The sequence below is a fragment of the Paraburkholderia caffeinilytica genome, assembly GCF_003368325.1.
Classification (GTDB): Bacteria; Pseudomonadota; Gammaproteobacteria; order Burkholderiales; family Burkholderiaceae; genus Paraburkholderia; species Paraburkholderia caffeinilytica.
Genome location: NZ_CP031466.1, coordinates 1,781,596 through 1,800,598, shown reverse-complemented (window position 1 = coordinate 1,800,598; position 19,003 = coordinate 1,781,596). Strand labels below are relative to the sequence as shown.

Genomic DNA, 19,003 nt, shown 5'->3' with positions numbered 1-19,003 from the left:
CCATAACGATAGAACCAGGACCCGGATCGCACGACATGAGCACGTCCCTCAATACCCTGATCGCCAAACTGAATCCGACCTGCCGGCAGGCGGCTTTACTCGCGGCGAACAACTGTCTCGCGCGCGGTCACTATGAGGTGGACCTCGAGCATCTGTTGCTGGCGCTGCTGGATGAACCGGCGAGCGACGTCACGCTCGTGCTGCGCGCGAGCCGGGTCGACGCGCATGCTTTGCGCACGGATATCGAGCGCGAATTGCAACGGTTGAAGACAGGCAATACGCGCACACCTGTGTTTTCGAAGCATTTGATCGACTTGCTCGAACAGGCGTGGTTGATCGCGTCGCTCGATTCGCAGATCGGACGGATTCGTTCGGGGCATTTGCTGCTCGCGTTGTTGACGGCGCCGGACCTCGCGCAGTTTGCCGAGCGCATGTCGCCGCTGCTGCGCGACGTGCGGGTGACGGATCTGAAGCACAAGTTCGACGAATTGACCGCGGGGTCACGCGAAGTCGAACGTAGCAATGCGGCGGAGAACTCAACAGAAGGTGTGAGCGACGCATCTCCTGCCGACTCTGCACCCGGTGCGCCTTCTAAAACCCCCGCGCTCGATACGTACACCAGCAATCTCACGCAACGGGCGCGTGACGGCAAGATCGATCCGGTGATCGGCCGCGAAGCCGAAATTCGCCAGACCATCGACATCCTGATGCGTCGCCGGCAGAACAATCCGATCATGACGGGCGAGGCGGGTGTCGGCAAAACGGCGGTGGTCGAAGGTCTCGCGCTGCGTATTGCGGCCGACGACGTGCCCGCGCCGCTGAAAGGCGTCGCGTTGCATGTGCTCGATATGGGCCTGCTGCAGGCCGGCGCAAGCGTCAAAGGCGAGTTCGAGAATCGCCTGAAGAATGTGATCGACGAGGTGAAGAAGAGCCCGCATCCGATCATCCTGTTTATCGACGAAGCGCACACGATCATCGGCGCCGGCGGCCAGGCCGGACAGAACGACGCGGCGAATCTGTTGAAGCCGGCCTTGGCGCGCGGCGAATTGCGCACCATTGCGGCGACCACGTGGAGCGAATACAAGAAGTACTTCGAGAAAGATGCGGCCCTGGCGCGGCGTTTCCAGGTGGTGAAGATCGAAGAGCCGGGCGAGACGCTCGCGGCGGCGATGTTGCGCGGCATGGCCGCGTTGATGGAAAAGCACTTCAACGTCCGCGTGCTGGACGATGCGATCACTGAAGCGGTGCGTCTGTCGCATCGCTACATCAGCGGCCGTCAACTGCCGGACAAGGCGATCAGCGTGCTCGACACCGCCTGCGCGAAAGTCGCGCTCGCGCATAGCTCGACGCCCGCCGCGATCGACGATACGAAGAAGCGACTCGAACGCATCGACGCCGAAATCGCCGCGCTGGAACGCGAAGTGGCGAGCGGTGCGCTGCATGACGAGCGGCTCGCGGAACTGCGCAACCTGCGCGAAGAAGACGTGAAGGATCTGGCCGACGACGAGGCACGCTACGACAAGGAACGCGCATTGGTGACGGAGATCGTCGGTTTGCGTGCGGAAATCGACGCAGCGCGCGTGAGCAGTGCTGACGCTGCGCAGGCCGACAAGGCGCAACAGGCACGTGAAATGCTGGCCACGCGCGTTGCGGAATTGCATGCATTGCAGGGCGGCCAGCCGATGGTTCCTCTGCAGGTCGATGGCCACGTGGTCGCCGAAATCGTCGCTTCCTGGACCGGCATTCCACTCGGCCGCATGATCAAGGACGAAATCCAGACCGTGCTGAATCTGCAGCCGCTGCTGGGTGCCCGCGTGATCGGTCAGGACCACGCGCTCGAAGCGATCGCGCAACGCGTGCGCACCGCCAGCGCGAATCTCGAAGACCCAAACAAGCCACGCGGCGTGTTCATGTTCGTCGGGCCGTCCGGTGTCGGCAAGACCGAAACCGCGCTGGCGCTCGCGGATGTGCTGTACGGCGGCGAACGCAAGATGGTCACGATCAACATGAGCGAGTACCAGGAAGCGCACAGCGTGTCGGGCCTGAAGGGTTCGCCGCCGGGCTACGTCGGTTACGGCGAGGGCGGTGTGCTGACCGAAGCGGTGCGTCGCAATCCGTATTCGGTGGTGCTGCTCGACGAAGTGGAAAAGGCGCACCCTGACGTGCTCGAAATGTTCTTCCAGGTATTCGACAAAGGCACGATGGACGACGCCGAAGGACGGGAGATCGATTTCCGCAACACGCTGATCATTCTGACCTCGAACGTCGGCTCGCAGGCGGTGATGCAGGCCTGCCTGAACAAAAGCGCCGAAGAATTGCCCGGTGCGGACGAACTCGCGGAGACATTGCGCCCGCAACTGTACAAGGCGTTCAAGCCGGCGTTCCTCGGCCGCATGAAAGTGGTGCCGTACTACCCGATTTCCGACGACGTGCTGGCCGAAATCATCGATTTGAAGCTGGAGCGGATTCGCCGCCGCATCGAGTCGAACCACAAGGCGGTGTTCGAATGGGACGAATCGCTCGTCGACGCTGTGCTCGCGCGCTGCACCGAAGTGGATTCCGGCGCGCGCAATGTGGATCACATTCTGAACGGCACGCTTTTGCCTGAAGTCGCGCAGCAGGTGCTGGAACGCGTCGCGAACGGTGCCGCGATCGAACGCATCTCCGTGCGGGCGAGCGAGGCGGGCGAGTTCGACTACACCGTGGTGTAAAGCGGCGTGCCGTTGCAAACGCCAATCTGTTTTAATGCCGTACCGGAACCTTATTGCTTTCTGTCATGCCGACTAATCTGAACACGCTGCTGGCGCCGATCAGCGAAACCTCGCCTTGTGGCGAAGACCTGCTGTTTTCAGCGGACTTCGACGCGATTCAGCACGCGCGCCGATTCGAAGACCCATCGCTGGATCAGGGCGAATGGGTCACCGATATCAAGGAGGCCGACTGGCCGTTCGTGGTCGAACGTTCCAGCAGCCTGCTGCAGACGCAGACCAAAGACCTGCGCCTCGCCGTCTGGCTCACCGAGGCGTTAGCCATCGAAGAGGGCGTGACCGGTCTCGCGCAAGGGTATGCGCTGCTGACGGGCTTGTGCGAGAAGTACTGGGATCACGTGCATCCGCTGCCGGAAGGCGACGACACCGAGTATCGCCTCGGCAATGTCGCGTGGCTGGTGGGCCGTACCGGCGATCTGTTGCGGGCGATGCCGCTCACGTCCTCGCAAGGCAGCTCGTACAGCACGATCGATTGGGACGTGGCCACGCACGTCGCGCAGGCGGTCAAGCGCGATCCGGATCACGCCGACGACATCGTCCGCGGCAAACCCTCGATCGAGCAGATCGAGGCATCGAAACGCGCCACGCCGCCGGCGTTCTATTCGACGTTGCTGGCCGATCTGAAAGCGTTTGACTCGGCGATGCTCGCACTTGAACAGGAGCTGGACCGGCGTGCCGGCGATTCGGCACCGAGTTTCCGTCAGGCGAAGGATGCTTACGAGAGCGTCTACCGGTTGGTGGAGCGCTTCGCACGCGAACTGGGCGTCAGCGCCGAGACGTCACCGCCGAAAGCGCCGAAGCCGGAAGACCACGAACGCGCCGAGCCGACCTTCAAGACTTCACCGCAACGCGAGGAACCCGTGTTGACGACCATGCCGACCACGATCAGTCCGATTGCCGGAATCCAGAGCCGTGCGCAAGCCGTCGCGCAGTTGCGTGCCGTGGCCAGATTCTTTCGCAGCACCGAACCGCACAATCCGGCTGCTTACCTCGCCGACAAGGCGGCGGAATGCGCCGATATGCCCTTGCATCAGTGGCTGTCTTCGGTGGTGAAGGACGATGGATCGCTCGCGCATATTCGCGAGTTGCTGGGCGTGAAGCCTGAAGAAAACAGCTAGAATTTTCCTGCGCGCAAACAAAAAGCCTGGCATCGAAATCGATGCCAGGCTTTTTTTCGACCGTCAGGTCAAACAGGCAACAACTCAGGATCCCGCGCGAAATTCAATACGCCGGTTACGCGCCCGCCCGTCGGTCGTATCGTTCGATGCAATCGGCTGATCCGGACCGACTCCTGTGGTCGTCATCTGCTCGGGCGAGATGCCCTTGGCGACCAGATAGCCCTTCACGGCGTCCGCGCGCGCCTGGCTCAGCGCGATATTGGAGGCACGATTGCCCGCGTTGTCGGTATGGCCGATGATCGCCACCGTCCTCGTCTGCATCTTCGACAACACGGCCGCCATCTGATCGAGAATCGCGCGGCCTTGCGGCGTAAGCGTCGCACTGCCCGTCTCGAACTCGATCGTGCGGTTCGCCAATGTCTGGTCGAGCAGACCCTGTTCCGATGCGCTCACGCGCAGGCCGTTCTTGATCGTGTATGTCGGATTCAGTGCGTTCGCCATATCGCTCGCGAGCTGCTGCCGCTGCGATTCGTTGTGCACTTCGCCCTTCACGTCGATCTGCGTGCCGTCGATCTTCAACTGGCCTTTGCTGATCTGCTTCAACTGCGGGCCGATCAGCTTCTGCACGTTGGCGGACCAGTTCGGCGGCGTCGCGACGTCGGCGACTTCGATCTGATCGACCACGTTGGCCGCGCCGTAAGTGTCGCGCAGGCGCGCGAGCACCGCCGCCTTGGTCGCTTCATCCGGTACCTTGCCGCCCACCACCACCTGGCCCGGCGTTGCATTCGCAGGCGGCGGCGCCGCGCTGATCGCACCGGTGCCGGCGCCCGTGGTGCCGCTGGCGAGGCCGGCCGTACTGACCGCCGGACCCGCGTTGCCCGGCTGCGCCGACGAAGAAGCGGGCAAAATCGTCGTGCGAATCGCAATGCCGCTGTTGTCGACCGGCGTGACGCGTGCCGGGCCGTCGTTGTCGGCATGGGCGAGGGCGCCGATGAGAAGGCCCGCGAGGAGCGCGGCTATACGCATGGGTTGGCTCGACATTGCGTCACGCTCCCGTGAATGCTTCGCGGAACGTGTCGATGCTGACACGCAGCGACAGTTGCGGTTGGTCGAGGTAGCTGACGAGCTTGTTGATGCCATGGTCGTTTTGTGCGTGTTCGTCGATCCACTCGGGATCGTCGATATCGATGTTGTGTGCCGCGTACGCCTGCGGGTCGACCACGCTATGCAGCGTTTTTGCCGAGGCGCCGTTAAAGCCGATGATGAGCCGTTCGCGCTCGGCAATCGTGCCGATGAAAATCGCCAGTTCGAAATCGGCCTGCGAGACGAACGGTGCGATCAGTTCGAGCCAGAATGCGGCGACGAGCGAGCGATAGAACGGATCGTTCGGCAGCGGCAGCGTCAGGCCGCGTTCGAGATGCGACGAACCGCTTTGCATCACCGGACGCAGCAGCGAACCGAGCGCCAGCATCGCGCCACGCAAGCGCACCGGATGGCCGCTCGCAAGCAGCATCTGTTCGAGGCCGGAGAGGGTCTGATGTTCGACGAAGTCATTGAAAGTGCCGTCGTGCGGATTGCCCGGGCCGCCGCCGATTTCGATCGGCACTTGCGTTTCGCCGAGCGCGTGCAACGCGCCGGCCGGCTCGCTCATGCCGAGCAGCGGCTTCATCTGCGAGGCGATGCGCGACCACAGCCGCGCAAAGGCCAGCGGACTGTGCGCGAGGAACGTCAGCGGCTTTTCGACTTCCAGCGCAGTGGCGGCAAGAAACGGAAAGCGGCGTGACGATTGATCCTGGCTCGCCACCATATGCCCGGCAATCGCCAGCTTGCTGCGCGAACCGAGGAACGCGAAATGCATCGGCTTGGCGTTTTCGTAGACGATCTTCCAGCGCGGATCGTCAGTGAGCAACTCCATGGCCTCGGCGATCCAGCGGTCGAGCGTGGCCAGCAATTGCGGGTTATGCGCGCTTTTGACGAAGTCGCCGCGCGACGGAATCTTGCCGAAGTAGGCGATTTGCGCCTGCACGGTTTGCGTCATTGCGCACCCCCTGTGTTCGAAACCGCGGCGGCGGCCGCTGCCTGCCGTGCCGCCGGTGCGGCAGCGGGCGCGGCGCCCGCTGTTCCTGTTGGTCCTGCTGTTCCTGTTGCATTGGTCGCGCCCGCGGCCGTCGCGTTGACCGAATTCGCCGCCGCGCTCACGTCCGCCACCGACGACGGCAGCCGCAAGCCGCGCAGGCTTTGCTGTTGCGGCGCATCGCCGCTGCCGCCGCCCGACGCCTGCGACGTGCTGATGATGCGCATGCTGACCGCCACCGTGACATTGCCCTGCGTCCACGACAGATCGAAGGTGCCGTCCGGACGGCGCTTACGCTGCGCCGAGTTGATCAGCTTCTCCAGACCGTAGCGGCCCGGCTCGTTGACCAGCTGCAGCGTGCGGCCGTCGAAGGTCGTGGCGCTCAGCGTGGCGCCCGGCGAGCCCGATGGGTTCGGCCACACGAAGTTGGTCCATTGCGGCGGCGTATTGCGGTAACGCATTTGCTGGCCGTCGATCGCGAGCGTGTATTCCGTGGTGCCGCTGCTTGGCTGCGGCAGGATCTGGAATACGGTCTGCGGCTCGGCCGAGCTTTGACCCGACGAGGCCGCTGCACCGCCGGCAAGCGGGGCCACCCAGCGCGCGAAACCGCCGGTGAAGTCGGGCGTCAGCGCGAGGCCCATGTCGCCCCATGTGCGTGCGGTCAGCGTGTCGCCGCGGCGCACCGCGAGCGGGCCGAGCGTGGTGCCGACGAATTTGGCGATCGCGCCGTCCGGCCCGAACACCTGGGCGATCTCTCCGGCGCCGGCTTCGACCTTCGCATCGCCTGCAAACGGATACTTGTTCGCGAGCGACCCCTGGAACGTCTGGTAGACCTGCGCGTTCCACACCTTGTTGACTTCGACGCTGGCGGGCTGGATCACCACCGCATACGCCGCCATCAGCGGGCGCACCAGCAGCGGGCGCAGTGCCTTGCGTTGCGAATCGGTGAGGCCCGTCAGCATCTGTTCGTCGACGTACTTCAGCGAATCGGCCAACTCAGACCCGCTGCCGTCGAGCGTCTGCTGCATCAGCTGACGCGCGCCCGGTCCCGGATCGCCCTGGTTCTTGATCACGTTAAAGCGCGTACGGACTTTCGAGAGCGTGTCCATGTAGCCCTTCAACATCGAGCCGTTGTCGCCGGAGACGACGATGCGGCCCAGCGCCGAGAACTCCTGGCCGATCGGCCCCATCGGCACTTCGACCGGATTGCCGTTGATGTCGATATTGGCGTTCAACTGCCCGGTCGGCGCACGCGAGAACCAGTTCTTGAACCAGCTGGTCACGCCGGTTTGCGCGCGCTTCAGGTTCGCGTTGAAGAGCGACGGGTTGTCCCACGAGGTCTGGTCGTACGCGGTTTCAAGCACCTTGCGGATCGGCGAATCCTGCGGATCGCCGAGACGGTTCATCGCATCCACGGCCTGCCCGAAGCTGCCGAAGCTTTGCACCGCAATGCCTTGCATGAACTTCTGCCAGTGCATCGCGTACTCCGTCTTGTACATCGACACGAGCGCTTTCTGGATCTGCTCGGGGCTGCCTTCGAGCGTCAGGTCGTCGTGAGCGGAAGTGTTGAGCACCCAATCCTTGGCTTGCAACTCCTTGGTGGCGGCGTCGCGGATCGCAGGCTGCACGTACTGGAACCACGCTTCACGCGTGAACGTGCCGGGGATCGCGTAGCTGCCTGCCACCAGCGCCGTATTGTTCTCGCCGACGATGCGCGCGATCGTCATCGGCGCGAAGCGGGTCGACGCACGCGCCTTGATTTCCTCATAGACGCGCTGACGGGCCGGCATGCCGCGCACCACGCGGCGCAGATTTTCACGGGTCTGGTCGACGAGGCCGAGGTTCTGGTCGATCATCGGCCAGTCGTTGTCGGACACGCGCGACAGATAGAAGGTGATCATGCGCTCGGCGCTGCGGATCATCTCGTCGCGAGGCATGTTGCCGCGATTCGTTTCGAGCCAGCCGCGCCAGAAGCGGGCGACCTGGTCGGTCAGGTGAGCGGTTTCCACGTGACGCTTGTCGCTCAGCATCAGGTAGGTCTTGAGCGCGTTGTAGGCGTCTTCGACGTTGGTCGGCGACGCGTCGCTATACAGGCCGCCCTGGCTGTTCGCCGCCATCGCCGTGTGCGCGGACACGGGAATCGCGGCGGCGTCCGGCGTGCGGTTGAGCGGCGCGAGCTGATCGGGGTGCGCGTTGACGTCCTTCAGGAACGACGCGAGATTCTGCGAGACCGGGTCGAGCAGGATCTGGCGCACGCCGTTGTAATACTCGGTGAGCAAGTGCTGCTCGAGGCGGTCGCCCTGATACAGCCCGAGCGACACCGCCAGCGGCTTGTCGCGGCGGAACTGCTCGAGCTGGTCGATGCGGTCTTCCAGAATGTCCATGGCCTGCAACCGCGATTGCAGGTCGTTGCGGTTCTGCTGCAGGCGCACCACGTTGTCGAGGTCGGCCTTGACGTTGTCGGCGAGCTGCTGATTGCCGATCGTCGACCACGTCCAGCCGCCGAGCGCCAGCGCGAGCACCGCGACGAAGCCGAAGAACGTCGCATAGCGCATGCGCGTCTTGGCGGGGCTGGCGAACTGCTTGACAGTCTGCCGGTCGGCGAAGATCACCTTGGAGAACAGATCGCGCAGGAAGAAGCCGTTCTTCGAGAACGCGCTGTGCGGCTTGGGCAAACTGTCCGCGGAGAGGCCGAAACGGTTGGCGATGCGCGTGGCAGCGGCGCTGTTGGTCTCGCCTTCCTGCAGCGCGCTGGTGAAGTAGAAGCCGCGGAAAATCGGCTTGTGCTGGAACGGGTTGGTTTCGAACAGCGTGGCGAGGAACGCGCGCAAGGCAGGCTTGATCGTCGAGAATTCGAGCGGGAAGCTCAGCTGGCCCGGCGACAGCTTGTTGCCGCGGTTGATCGACATCTGCGCGACGCTGATTTCCTTCAGGCCGTCGTAGAGTTCTTCGAAGTGCTCGTCGAAAAGACCCACCACGTCGCGCTTTTCGTCCGGTTCGTAGGGCAGGGTGGCGCCCCATACGCGGTCGTACTCGTGACGGTCGCTGCCGCTGAAAAATTCGGTGAAGCCCGTGATCAGGTCGGCCTTGGTGAACATCACGTACACCGGCGCGAACACCTCGAGCTTCTCGGTCAGCTCCTGCACCCGTTGACGCAGATTCTTCGCGAGATTGATCGCGAACTCGGGCTTGCTGCCGGTCAACTCGGCAATGCTCGCCGTGACGATGATGCCGTTGATCGGCGCCTTTGGCCGGAAGCGCTTGAGCAGGCCGAGGAAGCCGAGCCATTCGGTGCGGTCTTCTTCGTGCACGGAATAGCGGCCGGCGGTGTCGAGCAGAATGCCTTCAGTCGTGAAGAACCAGTCGCAATTCCGCGTGCCGCCGATGCCGTGAATCACTGCGTTGTTCTTGTCGGCGAAGGGAAATTGCAGACCGGAATTCAGCACGGCGCTGCTCTTGCCCGCGGCCGGGTTGCCGATCACGATGTACCAGGGCAATTCATACAGCGCCGAGCCGCCGGACATCTGACCGATCTTCGAGGTCTTGATCGTTTTCACCGCGTCGACGAGACGCGTGCGCAGCACGTCGAGTTCGGCCTGGCGCGCGGGTGTCGGCGCGGGGCCGGTTTCGGTCTGTTTTTCGGCCTGTTGCTCGAGCATTTCACCGAGCTTGTTGTTCGCACGCCGCGCGCGCAGGCGGCGCACCGCCCAGACCAGCAACCATAGCGCGATCACCGCGCCGAGCACGATGGCGGGCCACATCGGGTCGATCTGCAAGGTATCGGCGCCGATGAACAAAACAGCAGCGAGCGCGAGCAAGCCGATGATCGAGAGCGTGCGTGTATGGGTCAACACGTTAAGAATGCGTCGCATAGGCCGTTCAGGTCTTGATGATGTGTGTTGTGGCGCGCGTGTGGCAAACAGCATGGCGCGAGCGCGGGCAAAGTCTGCCTGCGCCGCGTTTGAAATAAATCGAAAGCATATTCAGGCGAAGGTGAATGCGGCCGGATTGTTAAATCCGCCATGGGATGTTTCGCCGATGGCGACGAGACGAATGCCGTCATGCATGCGGCATTGCCGACTTTTGCCAGAAAATTTGCTTGAACGCCCCATTGCCAACCTCTTTATTGCCCACTTCGCCTTAATGACCACGCCCCAGCACGAAGCCGGGTTTGTGATATTCAACGTGCCCGAGATCCATCAATTTCCAACGGCCGCCCCACGTCAGGCCGACCTGTTCGGCCGTTTGTCCGTATAACTGATAACCTCGCATGGCCCAGGGATCTTTTTCTGAAATGACGAGCTTGCCGTCGCGCAAAAACGCATTGTCCGCGGCAAGGCCGTATTGGTGATAGCTTTGAAACGCTGCGGCATTGGTGACGTTGCCCCCCATTTGCGCCAGGCGGTTTTGCCGCTCCGGACTGCGATAACCTTCCAGCAATGCCATTTCATACCCGTACTGCTCGTGCATGATTTTGTACACGAGCAATAAACGCGTTCTGAAATCGGCGTCGAGCAAATTCCAGTCGCGGCTCGCATCTTTCAGCGCGGGCCGAATCTGCTCCACTTCCTGCGTTGCAAAGACCTCGGGCGGCAGCGGCGGCGGGGGCACGAGCTGTTCGCCATTCAATAACGCGGCAATTTTCTCGTCCGGTACCCGTGCAGTGTCATCGAATTGGAATAATTGCCGGCCGCGTAAAGCCAATGCCACCAATGGCGGCGTCGCAAGAATACCTGTGGTGGTAAAAATCAGCAAGCGCCGCTTTGCCAGTAACTTTTGCATATCGACTGCGGTCGATTGCGAAATTTTTGCCGAGCGCGCTAATTGTCCGCGTGCACGTGAAGCACCTTGAGATGCTCCGCGCATAACGCGGCCGTGAATGGCGAGCGCGGCGCCCAATAAAGAGGCGCGTACCGCCGGCAATAGCAGCATTGCGGCGATCACAACGGCGATGGCGAAATAGGCGAAAAGTACTACGGCAATCAAAGTCGCCCCCGGAAATTGGAAACAATTGTATTTTGTAATGCTTGCTCTTAGAATCAGGCCTGCTCGGAGAGGAGCCGGAACGGTATTATCACGGCGAAATAATCCAGGATTCAATGAGACAGTGAATGAGTGCGCCGGAAAGTTCGAATTCCAAAGCCCCACCTAGCCTGTTATCCGATAAGGCTAAGGGCGCCGATGGCAATGGTTCGCGAATTCTTGCGAATCTGGAAGGCCGCGTCGCGCCGCCTACCGATAAACCACGCCGGTCGAAAACGCCGCTCCTGCTGGTCGCCTTGCTGGTGATCGTGGCCGGCGGTTGGGGTGCGTGGCACATGCAGCAGCGTTTGCAGACAACGTCGCTGGCATCGGCCACGCCCGCCAACGCTGCGAAAGCCGCTGTGCCGGCGTCCGCCGCCAGTGGCGCGGCGCAGGTCGCCGCGAAAGCGGAGGCCCCGGCGGCTGCGTCGTCGCAAGCGGCCACGATTGTGGCTGACGACGGTGACGGCAAGGCGCCGGCGGCATCGGCGAGTGTGCCTGCAAGCAGCGATGAAAGCCGTTTGTCGCGCGCGCTTGCCGACGGCGCTGAGCCGAGCAATGCGTCGGCACCGGTTGCGTCCGCAACGGCCGCGTCGGCCACAACGGTGCCGGCGGCAAAGCAGGGTAAGAGTTCGACGGCTGTCGCCAGCAACGCGAAACACGAGACGGCGCACGGCAAGAAGGAAAGCGCGAGCGCAAGCAATCGTCACGCGAGCGCGCCGAGCGCGGTTGCTCAAGCGAAGAAATCGCGCCCGGCCGGTAATGCTTCGAAAGATGATTCGGATGCCGATCTATTGGCCGCGCTCGTGGCACGCACCAAACCGGCCGATGCGAAAGCGGCCGGCGGCAACACGGCCACCAAAGTCAGTGCCTCGGCTACGCCTGGGGACGCCAGGCTGGCCGAACGCGTGAAAGAGTGCGGGCAACGCGGTTTCTTCGAGGACCAGTTGTGCCGTTGGCGCGTGTGCGATGGGCATTGGGGTAAAGACCCCGCTTGTCCGGGTGCTGCGCCGCAGGCACGTCAGCCGTAAGCGCTCGTAGTGCGCCGTGGGTCCTCGTGACTCGCGGCAACCGGGCGCGATGCCTGCGCGGCTCATTTCCGCAGCCCATGTCTACCGACACGACCAGGACTGACAAGGTGGGATGCGATGGCGGCTAAACATGGGCCGCCTTCCATTCGCTGTCAGGGCGTCTCGTCATAGCGCTTTGCGGATTTTATTTCTCCTTGAACGACGACATGTTCGGCGGCGGCTCAAAAGCGCGGCGCTTCGGCTTTCACGAATCTGTCGATGCCGGAACGATGTTTTCCGGAATTTAGACGATTTGCCGTGCGGAAAGCTGATTCCATGAATTGCGCATTAAACATGGCGATTCTATTTCGTTAGGTTTACGTCTATGATGAACCTCCTTATTCGAGAAATATGGCTGCATAAAAGGAGGTATCGGTGAAGAAGCTCTTCGTGGCGCTGACCTGTGTGGCAAGCCTGGCAGCCATTTCGTCGCTTTCGGCGTGCGGCGGAAGCGATCTCAACGCGCAGGCGAATCCACCCAAAGTGATTATCGACAGCGACTACAATACACTGAGCGACGACGGCCAGCTCGGTGTAATGGCTGCGCAATTGCAGGCGCAAGGCTCACTGAAAGTATTGGGTATTACGGTGGTATCCGGTAATCAATGGTTGAAGCAAGGCGTATCGGACGCACTGAAATCAGTCGAGCGTCTTGGCGTTGAAAATCAGATCGGTGTATATGCCGGCGCCAATTACGCGTTATCGCATGATTTCGGCACCATTCAGGCCGAGCAGAAGCAATTCCCGGGTGGCGACGGCTATCTCGGCGCGTGGAACACGCCCGAGCCGAAATCGGACAGCGACCTCGTTGCACCGCCGGACGGCTTCGCCACGCACACCAAAGTGCAGAGCAGGAGCGCGGTGGATTTCATTGTCGATTCAGTCAAGCAATATCCCGGCGAGGTGACGATTCTGGCGATCGGCCCGCTGACCAACATCGCGCTCGCCACGCGTCAGCATCCCGAGATCGTGCCGCTGATCAAGCAGATCATCTACATGGGCGGCGCGATCGACGTGGCTGGCAACACCACACCGACGGCCGAATTCAACTGGTGGTTCGATCCGGAAGCGGCGAAAGCCGTGCTGCGTTTGCCGATCAAACAGGTGGTGATTCCGCTCGACGTGACAGATACCGTGAAGATGGACAAGGCGCTGTACGACCGTGTCGCGCACGATCCGGGCAAACAGACCATCATCACGCAATTGTTCAAGACGCTGAACGGCTACGGTTTCGACGGCAAGAACGGTTTTGAAACGAATCCGAACTACACCACGAACATCTGGGACACCCTGACGCTGGCGTATCTGATGCGTCCGTCGTTTGCGACGCAGACGGTGGATGAATGGGTGGATGTGGATATGAGCTTCGGTGCCAATGATGGCAAGTCGACCGGTTACACCAGTTCGCCGCCGGCGGGTTTGCAGAAGATGACGGTGGTTAAGCGCTTCGACAATCCGGCTTTTTTCAATTTCTATGTCGATCTGCTGACGCGTCCGGTGCCGGTGACACTACCGAACTAACGCGTTCGCGGTGTTGCGAGCCTGCATAAAACCCGCCTCAAGCGGGATGCAGGCCGCGCAACAACTGACGGACTCGCGACAGGTCCTGGTTCGCGTGTTCGGTCTGCTCGAACAACTCCACGAGCCAGTCGACGAAGGCTCGCACGCGTGGCGACACCTGGCGGTTCTTCACATACGCGACCGAGACCGGCATCGGCATGGGTTTCCATTGCGGCAGCACTTCGCGCAACAGTCCCGAGTCGAGGTACGGTTGTGCGGCGATCCGCGCCGGCTGGATCAGACCGAGACCTTGCAATCCGCAGGTGAGATAAGCCTGCTCGTCGCTGACTTTGACGAAGCCTTTGACTTTGACGTTTTGCGCTTCGCCGTCCACTTCGAAATCGAAGTCGACTTCGCGGCCGTTCTGCGGCGACATGCAATTGACGGCGACGTGCGTGCGCAGATCGTCGAGACCGACGGGCGTGCCGTGCCGGGCCAGATAGACAGGACTTGCGCACGTCACATGTTCGAGGGTGCCCAATTGCCGCGCGATCAGATTCGAATCCGGCAAGTCGCCGAGTTGGATACTGCAGTCGATGGCTTCTGAAATCAGATCTACCGAACGATTGCTGATGCCGATGGCGAGATCGAGATTCGGGTAGCGGGCATGGAAGTCTTCGAGCGCCGGCAGGACGATGGCGCTCGCGACTGCGCCGGGCATTTCTACGCGCAGGCGGCCGGTCAGGTTATCCGTTGCATGGCGGAGGCTGGCTTCCATTTCGTCGATGTCGGCGAGGATTTGCGCGCAGCGCTCGTAGTAGGCTGCGCCTTCCGGGGTGATGCTCAGGCGCCGCGTCGTACGGGTCAGGAGTGCGGTGCCTAGCAGCGCTTCCAGATTCTGGACGATGGTTGTCGCTGTCGCGCGGGGGATGTCGAGGGATTCCGCTGCGCGGGTGAAACTGTTTGTGTCCACGATTCGGATGAATGTCCGCATTGCAGTTATTCTGTCAATCACGATTCAAACTCCTGTTGGTGAAATAAAGGGTGCTTTTTTGCCTTTGGCGGTGGCGGTGTTTGTGGTTTTTGTGCTTTTTGTGCTTCTAGGGTTGGTGTCTTTTGTTGATCTGGGTTTTGGTTGTGTGTGCCTACGGCGTTGGGCTTTTCTTGTGCTTATGGTGTTGCCTTTCCTTGAATTGATTGCCTGCGCGACGCGTTCTTGTCCTTGTGCCTACGGCGTTGGGCTTTCCTTGAATTGTTAGTGGTCTATTAGCGTTCGCCCCTGTGCGGGGCAGGCACCTACTTTCTTTGCCGCCGCAAAGAAAGTAGGTGCCTGCCCCGCACAGGGGCGAACGCTAATAGACCACTAACAATTCAAGGAGAGGCACAAAAAACCAGAACCACAAAAACAACAAGCGCCGCGCAGACAACAACCCCAAGCACCCCCTCACCTGCAAGGCGCCAAAAATCAACCCGCGCCTCGCAGGCAAAAAAACAAATCACTTCCGCAAGGAATCCAGATCAATAACAAACCGATACTTAACATCACTCTTAAGCATCCGTTCATAAGCATCATTAATCCCCTGCATAGGAATCACTTCAATATCCGAAGTAATCCCGTGCTCGCCGCAGAAATCGAGCATTTCCTGCGTCTCGGCAATTCCACCAATCAACGACCCGGCCAGGCGGCGGCGCTTGAAGATCAGATTGAACACCTGCGGCGACGGATGATCATGCTCCGGCGCCCCAACCAGCGTCATCGTCCCATCACGCCTCAGCAGATTCAGAAACGGATTCAAATCATGCGGCGCAGCCACGGTATTCAGAATGAAATCGAAACTGTTCGCATGCGCGCCCATCTCTTCGGCATTCTTCGAGATGACAACCTCATGCGCGCCCAGCCGTTTGGCATCTTCAATCTTCGACGGCGACGTCGTAAACAACACGACATGCGCGCCCATCGCACGGGCCAATTTGACACCCATGTGGCCGAGACCGCCAAGACCGACAATCCCCACCTTCTTGCCAGGACCGGCGCCCCACGTGCGCAGCGGCGAATACGTGGTGATACCCGCGCACAGCAACGGCGCCACACCCGCCGGGTCGAGATTCTCCGGCACCCGCAGCGTGAATGCCTCGTCCACCACCAGTTGCGTCGAGTAGCCGCCGTACGTGATCTGACCGTCAACCCGGTCCACACCGTTGTACGTGCCGACAAAACCGTTTTCGCAATACTGTTCGAGGCCTTCCTCGCAATTCGCACACGTACGGCACGAATCGACCAGGCATCCCACGCCCACCAGATCGCCTGCCTTGTACTTCGTCACGTCCGGACCCACCGCCGTCACGCGGCCGACAATCTCATGGCCCGGCACCACGGGAAAAACCGTGTTCTTCCATTCGTTGCGCGCCTGATGCAAGTCGGAATGGCACACGCCGCAAAACAGCACTTCCATCTGCACGTCATGGGCGCGCAGTTCGCGGCGCTGAATTTCGAACGGGGCGAGCGGCGCGGTCGCGTCGGTCGCTGCATAGGCAAAAGTCGTGCTCATGGGTAGCTCCAGCAAAGAGGGTGATGTCGCAAGGCGCCGGCGATGGACGACGCGCGTCGCCGATGTGGGCAAACCTTGTCATGAACCGGGATCACGGCGCAGGCCGCGGCCGACGTATTCACCGAAACGGTGAACGGACAACCGAGCCCAGCACAGTGTGGAAGTAGACGACCCGGCAGGGTTCCCATAGTAGGGGCCGGGAGCGAACCGGGGAATACCTGAATATCTTGAAGATTTGCCTAAAACTCCTGGCGATGAGCGTACCAGGTCGTTTGGTGCTAAATTTCAAGCATTATTCTCTTATGCGTCACTATACCGTCATGTCAACCCGTTCCGTCGAACCCGCCTCGGCCACTTGTGATCCGGCCGAACACGTCCCGGCTGCAGGTAGTCCCTTCGATCGCGGCCCGGCCGCCGGCGGCCCCACCGATCGCGGCCCGGCCGATCGCGGCCCGGCCGATTCCGCTCAGCAGCGTCTGGTCGACCTGTTCGATTTGCTCGCGCCCAAACCTGGCGTGACGCGTTCGAGCTTCGAAGGTGTCAACCTGATGCGCGCCAATAGTCCGATGCCGCGTATGCCCGTGATGTACGAGCCGAGCATCGTGATCGTCTGCCAGGGGCGCAAGCGCGGTTACCTCGGCGATCAGGTGTTCCAGTACGACGCGCAGCAATACCTGGTGCTCTCGGTGCCGTTGCCGTTCGAATGTGAAACCGAGGCGAGCCCGGAAGCGCCGTTCCTTGGCATCTCGGTGCGCGTCGATCTGACCATGGTGGCCGAACTGCTGATGGCGCTGAACGAAACGCAGGGCACCGCGCAAAACGAGCCGCTCGGCATCTATTCAACGCCGCTCGATCCGGCCTTGAGCAATGCAGTGCAGCGTCTGATGGAAGCATTGGCCTCGCCGCTCGACGCGAGGATTCTCGCGCCCGGCGTGGTTCGCGAAATCTGTTATCGCGTGCTGACGGGCGAGCAGGGCGATGCGATTCGCGCGGCGCTCACGCATCAGAATCATTTCGGCCGCATCGCCAAGGCGCTACGGCGAATCCATGCCGACTATCACGGGCAACTCGATGTCGATACGCTCGCCTCTGAAGCGGGCATGAGCCTCGCCGTTTTTCATGCGCAATTCAAGGCCGTGACGGCGACCTCACCGATGCAATACGTGAAGACCACACGTTTGCATCACGCGCGTTTGCTGATGGTGCAGGACGGTTTGAATGCAGGCGCTGCCGCGGCGCGGGTCGGTTACGAAAGCGCGTCGCAGTTCAGCCGCGAGTTCAAGCGCCTGTTCGGCCTGAGCCCTGTCGACGAAGTCAAACGCATGCGCGCCGTGTACGACGCACCGCCGCCGCCGCGTGTGGTCAGGCCGGTTGCGCGTTATGTGACTGCCGTATAGACGCGCTTCGGCGGGAAGCGTCATAGCCCGCTAAACCAGTTGTAGCCCTGATCTTCCCAATAGCCGCCGGGGTTCGTGTTAGTCACGAAGATCGCCGCGATGTGCTTCGGATTCTTGAAGCCCAATTTGGTCGGTACGCGCAATTTCAGCGGATAGCCGTATTTGGCCGGCAACGGTGCGTCGCGGAAATCGAGCGTGAGCTGGGTTTGCGGATGCAAGGCCGTCGCCATGTCGAGGCTCGAGTAATAGCGGTCCGCGCATTTGAAGCCGACATAGCGAGCGCTCAGGTCGGCGCCGATGCGTTCGAGGAACGTGCGAAACGGCACGCCTCGCCATTGCCCGATCGCGCTCCATCCTTCGATGCAGATGTGCCGCGTAATCTGTGAAGCCTGGGGCAGGGCGCGCAGTTGATCGAGATTCCACGTGCGCTTGTCCGACACCAGGCCCGACACTTCCAGTCGATATGTCGAGCCGTCGATATCCGGCGCGTCGAACTCCGGATAGAACGCGTTGAACGGAAACGGTTCGGTGATCTCGCTTGCAGAGTAAGTCGGCGCGAGCTTGTTGCGATCGAACAGCCAGCCTTGCACGCGATCGTTCCAGCGCGACATGGCCCACAACACCTTGTCGACCGAATCGCCGTCCTGCATGTTGCAGCCCGAGAGCATCGCCAGCGCGCCGATCGAAAGCGACGAGCGCAGGAACAACCGCCGCTGCAATCGCTCGATTTGCGGTTTGTGGTCGGCGAGGAGAACGCCTGCGCTGCGCGAGTCCTTGCGTTTTGATTCGCTCATGCCTCGCTCCTTTCGTGCGCGGACAGCCTGGCGCGGCCGGTCAACATCGGTAGTAACGTGCGCGGCACCAGCAGCACCAGCGCCAGATGCACGACGACAAAACCCGCCACGCCCGCCATCGCGACAAAATGCACGCGACGCGCGAAATCGAAGCCGCCGAATAGGGCGGTAAGCCACGAGAACTGCACGGGCTTCCAGATCGAAAGCCCGGACGCAACCAGCAATACGCCAAGGAGCAATACGAAGAGATAGAGCGCGCGCTGCACCGCGTTATATTTGGCGGTATCGTGCGGCAGCTTGAACCGCATCGCCAATGCGGCATCGTGCACGACATCGCGTGGATAGACCGGCAATAGCCTGCGACGAAAATGCCCGCGCCCGATGCCATACGCCAGATACAGCAGGCCGTTCGCGCACAGCAGCCACATGGCCGCGAAATGCCATGCGATCGAACCGCCCAGCCAGCCGCCGACGGTTGCCCACACCGGGAATCTGAACGGAAAGAAGGGCGACGCGTTATAGATCGCCCAGCCGCTCATCACCATGCAGAGCATGGCAAACGCGTTGATCCAGTGCGTGATTCGTACGACGAGTGGGTGGACGATGAAGCGCGCTTGCGGTTCGGGCATGGTGAATAGTGATGAAGCAGGGAGAAAAGCAGGGAGAAAATTGAAAGCCGCGTCATTGAGGCACGCGGCAGTCTGAATGGCT

Annotated in this window: 14 protein-coding genes; 6 read left to right on the top strand and 8 right to left on the bottom strand. The window is 61.5% G+C overall.

Going from position 1 to position 19,003, the window contains the following annotated elements; all coding sequences use genetic code 11:
* Positions 1–35: 35 nt before the first annotated feature.
* Together tssH and tssA are read left to right on the top strand one after the other, a co-directional pair.
* Positions 36–2,711, top strand: a complete 2,676-nt coding sequence (tssH, locus tag DSC91_RS07975; RefSeq protein WP_115777624.1) for a type VI secretion system ATPase TssH — start codon at positions 36–38, stop codon at positions 2,709–2,711.
* Between the two features lie 65 nt (positions 2,712–2,776).
* Positions 2,777–3,886: a type VI secretion system protein TssA gene (gene tssA, locus DSC91_RS07970; protein WP_115777623.1), complete on the top strand. Its 1,110-nt coding sequence runs from the start codon at positions 2,777–2,779 to the stop codon at positions 3,884–3,886.
* 84 nt (positions 3,887–3,970) lie between these two features.
* On the opposite strand, the gene DSC91_RS07965 is transcribed toward tssA, so the two are convergent.
* The 4 genes from DSC91_RS07965 to DSC91_RS07950 all read right to left on the bottom strand — a co-directional run bounded on the left by DSC91_RS07965 (position 3,971) and on the right by DSC91_RS07950 (position 10,946).
* The gene (locus DSC91_RS07965; RefSeq protein ID WP_115777622.1) at positions 3,971–4,927 is read right to left on the bottom strand and encodes an OmpA family protein; all 957 of its coding nucleotides are present in this window, start codon (positions 4,925–4,927) and stop codon (positions 3,971–3,973) included.
* Positions 4,928–4,931: 4 nt separating this feature from the next.
* Positions 4,932–5,924, bottom strand: coding sequence for a type VI secretion system-associated protein TagF (gene tagF, locus DSC91_RS07960; protein WP_115777621.1), 993 nt, complete (start codon positions 5,922–5,924; stop codon positions 4,932–4,934).
* Positions 5,921–9,832 (bottom strand): type VI secretion system membrane subunit TssM, encoded by a 3,912-nt coding sequence (tssM, locus tag DSC91_RS07955; protein WP_115777620.1) that lies wholly within the window; start codon positions 9,830–9,832, stop codon positions 5,921–5,923. Before tssM ends, tagF begins: the two co-directional genes overlap by 4 nt.
* Positions 9,833–10,100: 268 nt before the next feature.
* Positions 10,101–10,946, bottom strand: coding sequence for a M15 family metallopeptidase (locus DSC91_RS07950; RefSeq protein ID WP_162831345.1), 846 nt, complete (start codon positions 10,944–10,946; stop codon positions 10,101–10,103).
* Between the two features lie 125 nt (positions 10,947–11,071).
* Here DSC91_RS07950 and DSC91_RS07945 point away from each other — a divergent pair, with 125 nt between their 5' ends.
* Positions 11,072–12,013: a hypothetical protein gene (locus DSC91_RS07945; protein WP_115777618.1), complete on the top strand. Its 942-nt coding sequence runs from the start codon at positions 11,072–11,074 to the stop codon at positions 12,011–12,013.
* A gap of 414 nt (positions 12,014–12,427) precedes the next feature.
* Positions 12,428–13,573, top strand: coding sequence for a nucleoside hydrolase (locus DSC91_RS07935; RefSeq protein ID WP_115777617.1), 1,146 nt, complete (start codon positions 12,428–12,430; stop codon positions 13,571–13,573).
* Positions 13,574–13,610: 37 nt separating this feature from the next.
* On the opposite strand, the gene DSC91_RS07930 is transcribed toward DSC91_RS07935, so the two are convergent.
* Complete coding sequence (locus tag DSC91_RS07930) at positions 13,611–14,567, bottom strand: LysR family transcriptional regulator (protein ID WP_162831344.1); 957 nt, start codon at positions 14,565–14,567, stop codon at positions 13,611–13,613.
* On the opposite strand from DSC91_RS07930, the gene DSC91_RS37375 reads away from it, so the two are divergent.
* A complete protein-coding gene (locus tag DSC91_RS37375) occupies positions 14,533–14,811 on the top strand; it encodes a hypothetical protein (RefSeq protein WP_162831285.1) in 279 nt (92 codons plus the stop codon). The genes DSC91_RS07930 and DSC91_RS37375 overlap by 35 nt on opposite strands.
* 237 nt (positions 14,812–15,048) lie before the next feature.
* Here the strand turns inward: DSC91_RS37375 and DSC91_RS07925 are convergent, their stop codons facing one another.
* A complete protein-coding gene (locus DSC91_RS07925) occupies positions 15,049–16,101 on the bottom strand; it encodes an NAD(P)-dependent alcohol dehydrogenase (RefSeq protein ID WP_115777615.1) in 1,053 nt (350 codons plus the stop codon).
* A gap of 320 nt (positions 16,102–16,421) precedes the next feature.
* Between DSC91_RS07925 and DSC91_RS07920 the strand changes: the two genes are divergently transcribed.
* Positions 16,422–17,498, top strand: coding sequence for an AraC family transcriptional regulator (locus tag DSC91_RS07920; RefSeq protein ID WP_229758303.1), 1,077 nt, complete (start codon positions 16,422–16,424; stop codon positions 17,496–17,498).
* Positions 17,499–17,518: 20 nt separating this feature from the next.
* Here the strand turns inward: DSC91_RS07920 and DSC91_RS07915 are convergent, their stop codons facing one another.
* Together DSC91_RS07915 and DSC91_RS07910 are read right to left on the bottom strand one after the other, a co-directional pair.
* Positions 17,519–18,292 carry a molybdopterin-dependent oxidoreductase gene (locus DSC91_RS07915; RefSeq protein WP_115777614.1) on the bottom strand — a complete coding sequence of 258 codons (774 nt, stop codon included), beginning with the start codon at positions 18,290–18,292 and terminating at the stop codon, positions 17,519–17,521.
* Entirely contained in the window at positions 18,289–18,921 is a 633-nt protein-coding gene (locus tag DSC91_RS07910; protein ID WP_115777613.1) for a cytochrome b/b6 domain-containing protein, read from the bottom strand. The genes DSC91_RS07915 and DSC91_RS07910 overlap by 4 nt, the downstream gene beginning before the upstream one ends.
* Positions 18,922–19,003 lie beyond the last annotated feature (82 nt).